At 71.2% G+C, this 9,976-nt stretch carries 9 protein-coding genes; all 9 read left to right on the top strand.

Annotated features, from left to right (window positions below; all coding sequences use genetic code 11):
* Positions 1-818: 818 nt before the first annotated feature.
* Entirely contained in the window at positions 819-1,823 is a 1,005-nt protein-coding gene (locus ASF17_RS09170; RefSeq protein ID WP_200913454.1) for a hypothetical protein, read from the top strand.
* Positions 1,816-2,820, top strand: a complete 1,005-nt coding sequence (locus ASF17_RS09165; RefSeq protein ID WP_235476475.1) for an HAD-IIA family hydrolase — start codon at positions 1,816-1,818, stop codon at positions 2,818-2,820. Before ASF17_RS09170 ends, ASF17_RS09165 begins: the two co-directional genes overlap by 8 nt.
* A 13-nt stretch (positions 2,821-2,833) precedes the next feature.
* On the top strand, positions 2,834-3,022 hold the full coding sequence (locus tag ASF17_RS09160; protein ID WP_156357352.1) for a hypothetical protein: 189 nt from the start codon (positions 2,834-2,836) through the stop codon (positions 3,020-3,022).
* On the top strand, positions 3,019-3,846 hold the full coding sequence (locus ASF17_RS09155) for a TlyA family RNA methyltransferase (protein ID WP_235476473.1): 828 nt from the start codon (positions 3,019-3,021) through the stop codon (positions 3,844-3,846). Before ASF17_RS09160 ends, ASF17_RS09155 begins: the two co-directional genes overlap by 4 nt.
* A gap of 5 nt (positions 3,847-3,851) precedes the next feature.
* The gene (locus ASF17_RS09150; protein ID WP_235476507.1) at positions 3,852-4,772 is read left to right on the top strand and encodes an NAD kinase; all 921 of its coding nucleotides are present in this window, start codon (positions 3,852-3,854) and stop codon (positions 4,770-4,772) included.
* Positions 4,769-6,475 carry a DNA repair protein RecN gene (recN, locus tag ASF17_RS09145; RefSeq protein ID WP_055798097.1) on the top strand — a complete coding sequence of 569 codons (1,707 nt, stop codon included), beginning with the start codon at positions 4,769-4,771 and terminating at the stop codon, positions 6,473-6,475. Before ASF17_RS09150 ends, recN begins: the two co-directional genes overlap by 4 nt.
* 129 nt (positions 6,476-6,604) lie before the next feature.
* Positions 6,605-8,332: a CTP synthase gene (locus tag ASF17_RS09140; RefSeq protein ID WP_156357372.1), complete on the top strand. Its 1,728-nt coding sequence runs from the start codon at positions 6,605-6,607 to the stop codon at positions 8,330-8,332.
* Positions 8,329-8,934 carry an NUDIX domain-containing protein gene (locus ASF17_RS09135; protein WP_055798094.1) on the top strand — a complete coding sequence of 202 codons (606 nt, stop codon included), beginning with the start codon at positions 8,329-8,331 and terminating at the stop codon, positions 8,932-8,934. Before ASF17_RS09140 ends, ASF17_RS09135 begins: the two co-directional genes overlap by 4 nt.
* Positions 8,935-8,961: 27 nt before the next feature.
* The gene (gene xerD / locus ASF17_RS09130) at positions 8,962-9,939 is read left to right on the top strand and encodes a site-specific tyrosine recombinase XerD (RefSeq protein WP_055798091.1); all 978 of its coding nucleotides are present in this window, start codon (positions 8,962-8,964) and stop codon (positions 9,937-9,939) included.
* Positions 9,940-9,976: the final 37 nt, after the last annotated feature.

Here is a 9,976-nt window from a genome sequence, read left to right as displayed (position 1 = left end):
CAGCGCCGATGGTACTGCAAGGGGGACCTTGTGGGAGAGTAGGACACCGCCGGACTCCTTTTAGTAACACCAGATGGGCCCCTTCCTCGGAAGGGGCCCATCTGCGTTTAAGGACGGTCTCGGATCGCCGCTCTCAAGCCACGGGACGGCAGGTAGACTCGACCCCTACAACACAACAGCTGGCAGAGATTTTGAGGAGCACCTCCGTGAGTGACCGAGACGACGACGACCGTAGAGACCGTCCCCGACGCTCCGACGACTCCGGTTCCGCTGCCGACCGTCGCCCCGCCGACGATCGGCGCGGGCCTCGCCGAGACCAGTCTCGTGACGGTCGTCCTCCACGAGACGACAGGGCACCTCGTTCCGATCGTCCGTTCTCCGGTGATCGTCCCCAACGCTCCGACCGTCCTTCCGGTGATCGTCCCCAGCGTGGGGACCGCCCGTCGTACGGTGATCGTCCGCAGCGATCGGATCGCCCTTCGTCGGGCGACCGTCCGCAGCGTGGGGATCGCCCGGCTTACGGTGATCGTCCGCAGCGTTCGGACCGTCCTTCGTCGGGCGACCGCCCGCAGCGTGGGGATCGCCCGTCCTACGGTGATCGCACCCAGCGTTCTGACCGTCCGTCTTACGGGGAGCGGTCCCCTCGACCGGACCGCGCCTCCTCGGGGCGTCCGGGAGGAGACGACCGCCGTTCGTCGAATGGGCCGCGGAGCGGGGGTCCGCGCACGGGTCGCGAACCGTTCCGCCCTCGCGAGACGCCTGAGGACCGGGATCCCTTCGGCCTCAAGTCCGTGCGTCCCCCTCAGGACGTCGCGCACGTGCCCGACGACGTCGAGCCTCGCGATCTCGACAAGGTCGCCCGGGGGGAGCTGAAGACGCTCAGCAAGGACAACGCCGACTGGGTCGCTCGGCACCTGGTCATGGCGGGGCGCCTCATCGACGAGGACCCGGAGGAGGCGCACAAGCACGCCCTCTCAGCGGGTCGTCGTGCCGGGCGCATCGGCGTCGTGCGCGAGACCATCGCGATCACGGCCTACACCGTGGGTGACTACGCCATGGCGTTGCGCGAGCTGCGGACGTACCGACGCATCTCGGGGCGCGAGGACCACCTCCCTCTGATGGTCGACAGCGAGCGCGGCCTGGAGCGCCCGGAACGGGCACTCGAGCTGGGTCGCTCGGTCGACCCGGGCACTCTCGACGTCCCTGTGCGGGTCCAGCTGGCGATCGCGATGTCCGGCGCCCGACTCGACCTGGGGCAGGCCGAGGCCGCGCTTCGCGAGCTTGAGATCCCGCAGCTCGATCGGACGAAGGCGTTCTCGTACAGCCCCGACCTGTTCGACGCCTACGCGACGGTGCTCGACGACCTCGGCCGCGAGGTCGAAGCTGACGAGTGGCGCGCCCTCTCGGAGCGCGCCTCCTCGGCGATCGAACGGCACCTGCAGGGTGACGACGGCGAGACCGTCGAGATCGTCGAGGAGGAGCTCGAGTTCGACGAGACCGAGCTGCCGCTCGAGTCCATCGACGAGGTCGACGAGGTCGACGAGGTCGACGAGGTTGACGCGCTCTATGAAGCCGACGGGGTCGATGAAGGCGACGTGGCCGAAGTAGCCGACGAGGCTGAAGTAGCCGACGAGGCTGAAGTAGCCGACGAGGCTGACGAAGTCGACGTGGCTGACGAGGTCGCGGTTGACGAAGACGAGGCCGGCGGGGCCGAGGTCACGGACGGCGGCGAGCTGGCTGACGGTGACGACGAGGCGGACGGCGAGGTCGGCGTCGAGTCGCACCAAGGGGACGACTCCGAGGAGGCGCACGATCGTGGCTGATGCGCCCACACCGCTCGAGGGTGTCGACACCGTCCTGGCTGATCTCGACGGCGTCGTCTACCGGGGCAGTCAGGCCATCGATCACGCGGTCGAGTCGCTGACGGCCATCGCCGAGACTCGACGCGTCGGCTACATCACGAACAACGCGTCGCGCACGGCTGCGGCCGTCGCCCAGCAGCTCGCCGCCTACGGTCTGAACGTGACCGCCGACGATGTCGTGACGTCCCCGCAGGCGGCCGTGCGCCTCCTCGGTGAGACCGTCCCTGCGGGGTCGACGGTGCTGGTGGTCGGGGGAGAGGGGCTGACGTCCGTTCTCGAGGAGAACGGCTACGTCGTGACCCGATCCGCCGACGACGAGCCGGCCGCGGTGATGCAGGGGTTCAGCCCGGAGGTGGGCTGGCCTCAGCTGGCCGAGGCGTCGTTCGCCCTGCACACCGGCATCCCCTGGATCGCGACCAACACCGACTGGACCATCCCGCAGGAGCGCGGCATCGCGCCCGGGAACGGCACTCTCGTGTCGGCGGTGCACACCGCGGTCGGGCGTCTGCCCGAGGTCGCGGGCAAGCCCGAGACGCCCATCTTCACGGCGGCCGTCGAGCGGTTCGGTGCGACGAAGGCGCTGTTCATCGGCGACCGCCTCGACACCGACATCATCGGCGCGAACCGCGCGGGTCTCGTGTCGGTGCTCGTCCTCACCGGCATCGACGGCTCCAAGCAGCTCCTGTCGGCCGAGGTCGCCTCGCGCCCCGACTTCATCGTCGGGGACCTCCGCGAGCTGCAGCAGCCCTATCCCGAGATCGTCGAGCACGACGAGGACGACGTGCACGTCGTCAGCGTCCGCGATGCGAGCGTCGCCGTGCGCGGCAGCGTCGTCCGCGTGCTGTCCGCGGGCACGGATCCGACCGATCTCGTCCGGGCGGGCACCGCCGCGGTCTGGGGGACGAATCGGGCGATCTACGGCCTCGACGTCGACCCTGCCCTGCACACGGCTGACTAGGGTGGACGCCACCATGGACGACCACCCCGAGATGACTCACGCGCCCACGGACGGTACGGAGGCCATCGAGGGTCTGGAGGCGCGCCTCCGGGACATCGAGCAGCAGCCGCTGGTCTCGCGCGCCGCGGCGTTCGGCGAGCTGCACGACGACCTGCGTCGCGTGCTCGAGGGCGCCGGCGACGACACCGCGGCGCCGTCGTGATCGACGCGCCGACGGCTCCGGGGGCCGACGGGGAGCGCCTGGACTCGGCCCTCGCACGGCGGGGCCTGGCTCGTTCGCGGACGCACGCCGCCCGACTGGTCGCCGACGGTCTCGTCTCGATCAACGGCTCGGGCGTCGTCAAGGCGTCGGCGCGGGTGTCCGAGACGGACCGCATCGACGTGGCGGGTCTCGACCACTACGTCAGCCGCGCCGCGCACAAGCTCATCGCCGCGCTCGACGGGTTCGGCGTCGACCCGGGAGGACGCGTCGCGCTCGACGTGGGCGCCTCGACCGGCGGGTTCACGCAGGTGCTGCTGGAACGCGGCGCCCGGCACGTCGTGGCACTCGACGTCGGGCACGGCCAGCTGTCGCCCGGGGTGCGGTCCGATCCGCGGGTGACGACCGTCGAGGGCGTCAACGCGCGGTACCTGACGCGACCGCAGCTGAGGGCCATGTCGGCGGAGTCCGCCTCGATCGACCTGGTCGTGGCCGACGTCTCGTTCATCTCGCTGACGATGGTGCTGCCGGCCCTCGTCGAGAGCGTGGGTGTGGACAGCGACTTCGTGCTGCTGATCAAGCCGCAGTTCGAGGTCGGTCGTCAGGGCATCCGCGAGGGCGTCGTGCACGACTCGGGGCTCCGGAACGAGGCGGTCACGAGCGTGATGTGGGCCGCGCACGACCTCGGGCTCGGAACCGTGGGGCTCATCCCCTCACCGGTCGTGGGAGGCGCAGGCAACCAGGAGTACTGCGTCCGGTTCTCGGCCTCCGCCGGGACGAATCCGACAGAATGGCTCAGCACGGCCGACAGCTTGACGGGAGCGTGAGAGACATCACTTCGACGAGACACATCCTCGTCGTGTCGCACACGGGGCGACGCGACTCGATCGACGCCGCCCTCGTGGTCTGCGGGCTGCTCGCGGCGGCCGACGTCGTGCCCGTCCTGCCCCACGACGAGTACGACGACATCAAGGCCGCCGAGCCCGGGCTCGCGCGAGTCGGCATCCTCGGCGACGACGTCGGCTGCGACGACCTCGAGTGCGTCATCGTGCTGGGCGGCGATGGCACGATCCTCCGCGCCGCCGAGCTGACCCGGGGCACGTCGGCTCCGATCGTCGGAGTCAACCTCGGCCATGTCGGGTTCCTCGCCGAGAGCGAGCGCGACGAGATGACCGACACCGTCCGCCGCGTGCTCGCCCACGACTACGACGTGGAGGAGCGCTTCGCGCTCGACGTGACCGTGACCCGCGGCTCCGAGGTCGTGTACCAGACCTGGGCGATGAACGAGGCGACGGTCGAGAAGGCCTCGCGAGAGCGCATGCTCGAGGTCGTCATCGAGGTCGACGGTCGACCCCTCTCGTCGTTCGGCTGCGACGGGGTGGTCATGTCGACCCCCACCGGCTCGACCGCCTACTCGTTCTCCGCCGGCGGCCCCGTGGTCTGGCCCGAGGTGCAGGCCCTGCTGCTCGTGCCGCTCAGCGCGCACGCCCTCTTCGCCCGGCCCCTCGTGGTCGGCCCCGACTCCGTGCTCGCCGTCGAGGTGCTCAACCGCACCGAGGCGAAGGGCATCCTCTGGTGCGATGGTCGCCGCGAGCACGACCTCCCGCCGGGAGCCCGGGTCGAGTGCACCCGCTCGACCCAGCCCGTTCGCCTGGCGCGTCTGCGGCACGGCCCGTTCACCGACCGGCTCGTCGCGAAGTTCCACCTGCCCGTCACGGGCTGGCGCGGCCCCGATCAGGCGGCTACGTCGTGATCGAAGAGATCTCCATCCGCGATCTCGGCGTCATCGGCCGCGCGACCCTGCCGCTCGGACCGGGCTTCACCGCCGTCACGGGCGAGACGGGTGCGGGCAAGACCATGGTCGTCACCGCGCTCGGACTCCTGCTCGGGCAACGGGCCGAGAGCGGCATCGTCCGCTCGGGCAGCGCGCAGGCCGTCGTCGACGGTCGCTGGCTCGTCGCCGCCGACGGTCCGGTCGTCGACCGTGTGACCGAGGCCGGCGGCGACGTCGACGACGGCGAGCTGCTGCTCAGCCGCGTCGTGTCGGCCGAGGGTCGCAGCCGGGCCATCGTGGGCGGTCGCGCCGCTCCCATCGGCGTCCTCGGCGACCTCGCCGACCACCTCGTGGTCGTGCACGGCCAATCCGAGCAGATCCGCCTGAAGTCCGCCTCCGCGCAGCGCGCCGCCGTCGACGCGCACGGGGGAGCGCCGCTCGCCGAGGCCGCGACGTCGTACCGGGTCGCCTACGAGGCCTGGCTCGCCGCCCGCGCCGAGCTCGACGAGATCACGCGAGACCGCGACGCCCGTCGCGCCGAGGCAGACGACCTCCGGGCCGCCATCGCCGAGATCGAGGGCGTCGCCCCGGTCGCCGGAGAGCTCGACGAGCTCGACGCGTCCGCCGAGCGCCTCAGCAATGCCGAAGACCTGCGTCTCGCCGCCGGACTCGCGCACGAGATCCTCTCGACGGAGGCCGTCGACGGCACCCGCGACGTGCTGGGTCTCGTCGAGGAGGCGCGGCGCCAGATCGATCGCGTCGCCCCGCACGACCCGGCTCTCGCCCCGATCGCGGACCTCCTGGCCGAGATGAGCGTGCAGGTCTCCGAGACGTCGTCACGGCTGTCGAGCTATCTGGGCGGACTCGACGGCGATGCCGCCGGCGACCTCGAGGCCGTGCAGACCCGCCGGGCCGATCTGGCCGCCCTGGTCCGTCGGCACGGGCCGACGCTCGACGACGCCATCCGCCTCCTCGACGACGGCAGCCGTCGTCTGCTCGAGCTCGACGGCGACGACGACCGCCTGGCCCAGCTCGACGACGAGGTGCGCGAGTTCCGGACCGAGGCCGAGGCCAGGGCGGGGAGGCTGACCGAGCTGCGCCGCGCCTCCGGGGCGGATCTCTCGGAGCGGGTGAGCGCCGAGCTCGGAGCCCTCGCGATGACCGGGGCCGAGATCGTCGTCGAGGTGTCGCCGCGCGACGACCTCGGGTCCTCGGGGGCCGACGTCGTCTCGCTGCTGCTGCGCCCTCACCCGGGCAGCGAGCCGCGGCCCCTCGGCAAGGGTGCGTCGGGCGGCGAGCTGTCGCGCGTCATGCTCGCCCTCGAGGTGGTCATGGCGGGGTCGAGCGATGTGCCCACCTTCGTCTTCGACGAGGTGGACGCCGGGGTCGGGGGATCGGCCGCGATCGAGATCGGGCGACGGCTGGCCGCGCTCGCGGAACGCGCCCAGGTGATCGTCGTGACGCACCTCGCCCAGGTGGCGGCGTTCGCGACGAACCACCTCCGCGTCGTGAAGGACGCCTCGGGCGAGGTCACCGCGAGCAGCGTCCAGCAGCTCGAGGGCGACGACCGCGTCGCCGAGATGGCGCGTCTGCTGTCGGGACTGCCCGACAGCTCGAGCGGACTCGATCACGCGCGCGAGCTGCTCGATCTCGCCCGCGACCGCGCCGACACACGTTCGTAACACCCGGTGGCTGGTCTCGGCCCCTCGCGTGACATAGGATGGAATCCCGTGGTGAACGTACAGAACTCGGGCCTTGATTCCTCCTCGATCGACGGGAGCGGCCCTTCTGACGCCGCCTCGTCCGACAGCATCGACCGCACGACGGGGGCCTCGCAGCCCACCGTCACGAAGCACATCTTCGTCACCGGCGGCGTCGTGTCGTCGCTCGGCAAGGGCCTCACCGCAGCGAGCCTGGGCAATCTGCTCACCGCCCGCGGTCTGCGCGTCGTCATGCAGAAGCTCGACCCGTACCTCAACGTCGACCCGGGCACGATGAACCCGTTCCAGCACGGCGAGGTGTTCGTCACCGACGACGGAGCCGAGACCGACCTCGACATCGGGCACTACGAGCGGTTCCTGGACATCAACCTCGATCAGGCCGCGAACGTCACCACCGGCCAGATCTACTCGACCGTCATCGCGAAGGAGCGCCGCGGCGAGTACCTCGGCGACACCGTCCAGGTGATCCCGCACATCACCGACGAGATCAAGCGCCGCATGCGTCAGCAGGCCGAGGGCGACCTCAAGCCCGACGTCATCATCACCGAGGTCGGCGGCACGGTCGGCGACATCGAGAGCCAGCCGTTCATCGAGTCCGCCCGTCAGGTGCGTCACGAGCTCGGCCGCAAGAACGTGTTCTTCGTGCATGTCTCGCTCGTGCCCTACATGGGCGCCTCGGGCGAGCAGAAGACCAAGCCGACGCAGCACTCGGTCGCCGCTCTCCGCTCGATCGGCATCCAGCCCGACGCCCTGGTGCTCCGCAGCGACCGCCCCGTCAGCGAGGGCAACAAGCGGAAGATCGCCCTCATGTGCGACGTCGACGAGGACGCCGTCGTCAACGCGATCGACGTGCCGAGCATCTACGACATCCCCACGATGCTGAACGACCAGGGCCTCGACGCCTACATCATCCGCCACCTCGGTCTCGACGAGAAGGCCGGCGAGGTCGACTGGTCGGGATGGCAGTCGGTGCTCGACGCCGTGCACGAGCCCAAGCACGAGGTCACCATCGGTCTCGTCGGCAAGTACATCGACCTGCCCGACGCGTACCTGTCGGTCACCGAGGCCCTCCGCGCCGGCGCGTTCGCGCATCAGGCGAAGGCCAAGCTCGTCTGGATCCCCTCCGACGACTGCGAGACCCCCGAGGGCGCCGCGAAGGCCCTCTCCGAGGTCGACGGCATCTGCGTCCCCGGCGGCTTCGGCATCCGCGGCATCGAGGGCAAGCTCGGCGCGCTCCGCTTCGCGCGCGAGAACGGGATCCCGGCGCTCGGCCTCTGCCTCGGTCTGCAGTGCATGGTCATCGAGTACGCGCGCAACGAGGCCGACCTGGCCGGCGCCTCCTCGTCGGAGTTCGACCCCGACACCGAGTTCCCCGTGATCGCCACGATGGCGGAGCAGGTCGACATCATCGCCGGGGGAGACCTCGGCGGGACCATGCGACTCGGTCTCTACCCGGCGGCGCTGACGCCCGGTTCGCTGGCCGCCGAGCTCTACGGCTCGGAGCTCGTCGACGAGCGCCACCGTCACCGTTACGAGGTCAACAACCAGTACCGCCAGCAGATCGCCGACGCGGGTCTGCGCTTCTCGGGCACGTCGCCCGACGGCACGCTCGTCGAGTACGTCGAGCTCGACCGGGCCGAGCACCCGTTCTACATCGGGACGCAGGCGCACCCCGAGCTGCGGTCGCGTCCGAACCACGCGCACCCCCTCTTCAGCGGGCTCGTCGAGGCGTCGCTCGACCGCCAGAACTCGAGCCGTCTGTTCGCCGACGACGCGGACGACGCGACCGGCGCCCTCACCGAGACGGCGACGGCATGAGCGACTCGCGACCTTCGGCGGGTGGGGCCGGTGGGCGCGACTCGTCCGGTCTCCTCGCGGACGAGCCGTTCGAGCCGCGCGTCATCTCGTCCGACGTCGTCTTCGAGGGCGCCGTCTGGAACGTCCGTCGTGACGCCTTCGACTACGACGGGTCGACGATCGTCCGCGAGTACGTCGCCCACACGGGTGCGGTGGCCATCCTCGCGGTCGACGACGAGGGCCGGGTGCTCGTCATCCGCCAGTACCGTCACCCCATCCGCTCGCGCGAATGGGAGCTCCCCGCCGGTCTGCTCGACGTCGACGGCGAGCCCGAGCTGGCCGCCGCGCAGCGTGAGCTGGCCGAGGAGGCCGACCTCGTCGCGACCGACTGGCGCGAGCTCGTCGTGTTCAAGACGACCCCTGGCGGCAGCGACGAGACCGTGACCGTCTTCCAGGCGACCGGAGTCTCGGCCACCGAGACGGCATTCGCCCGCGAGGCCGAGGAGGCCGACATCGAGGTGCGCTGGGTCGCCCTCGACGACATCGTGTCGGGTGTGCTCGCCGGTCGGCTCCGCAACTCGATCCTCGCGATCGCGGCGCTCGCGGCCCACGCCTCGCGCTGACCACCCCGGTCGACGAGTCGTGACGGCATGACCGGCCCCGTGCTGACGGTCGCGCAGGCGGTCGACCGTTACCTGCGGCACGTCACGGTCGAGCGGGGTCTCTCCGTCAACACGGTGGCGGCGTATCGACGAGACCTGGCACTGTGGCAGGCGCATCTCGAGGGGGCGCACCGCGCCTCCCCGAGGGAGGTCACCGTCGCCGACGTGGCCGCGTTCCCGGTCGCGCTGTCGACGCGGCCCGAGAGGCCGCTCGGCGCGGCGAGCATCGCCCGGGTGCTGTCGTCGGTGAGGGGGCTGCATCGCTTCCTGCTCGAGGAGGGGCTCGTCGAAGCGGACGTCGCCGCGACGACGCGACCGCCCAAGCTGCCGAGTCGGCTGCCGAAGGCGATCTCGGTCGCGCAGGTCGAGGCGCTTCTCGCGGCCACGGACGGCGACGACCCCGTCCGCGTGCGGGACAAGGCCCTGCTCGAGGTGCTCTACGCGACCGGGGCGCGGGTGAGCGAGGCGGTGTCGCTGAACGTGGACGACGTCGTCGAGGGCGATGTCGTCCGTCTGTTCGGCAAGGGCGGCAAGCAGCGCATCGTGCCCCTCGGCGGGTTCGCTCGCCGAGCGCTCGACGCCTATCTCGTCCGAGCCCGGCCCGTGTTCTCGGCTCGGGGCGAGGCGTCGCCCGCGCTGTTCCTCGGGGCGCGGGGGGCCCGGCTGTCGCGTCAGAACGCCTGGCTGGTCATCCGGGCGGCGGCCGAGCGCGCCGAGCTCGGAGTCGACGTCTCGCCGCACACGTTCCGCCACTCGTTCGCCACCCATCTCCTCGAGGGCGGAGCCGATGTGCGGGTGGTGCAGGAGCTGCTCGGGCACTCGTCGGTCGCGACGACGCAGATCTACACGCTCGTGACGGCCGACGCCCTCCGCGACATGTACTCGCAGGCGCACCCCCGGGCTCGATGGAAGACACCGCGGCCCGGCGCCGCGGGGTCGGGCACGGTCGTGGCATCCCACTCCTGACCAGGCAAAACCCTCAGCCACGGCATGAACCTTCTTC

It is taken from the genome of Frigoribacterium sp. Leaf263, assembly GCF_001422285.1.
Taxonomy (GTDB): Bacteria; Actinomycetota; Actinomycetes; order Actinomycetales; family Microbacteriaceae; genus Frigoribacterium.
Note: the sequence above shows the minus strand (reverse complement) of the source record. Positions and strands in the feature narration are given on the sequence as shown.

Coding starts and splice junctions, on each gene's coding strand:
- xerD (WP_055798091.1), top strand. CDS start 8,962: ATGACCGGCCCCGTGCTGACGGTCGCGCAGGCGGTCGACCGTTACCTG.
- ASF17_RS09135 (WP_055798094.1), top strand. CDS start 8,329: ATGAGCGACTCGCGACCTTCGGCGGGTGGGGCCGGTGGGCGCGACTCG.
- ASF17_RS09160 (WP_156357352.1), top strand. CDS start 2,834: ATGGACGACCACCCCGAGATGACTCACGCGCCCACGGACGGTACGGAG.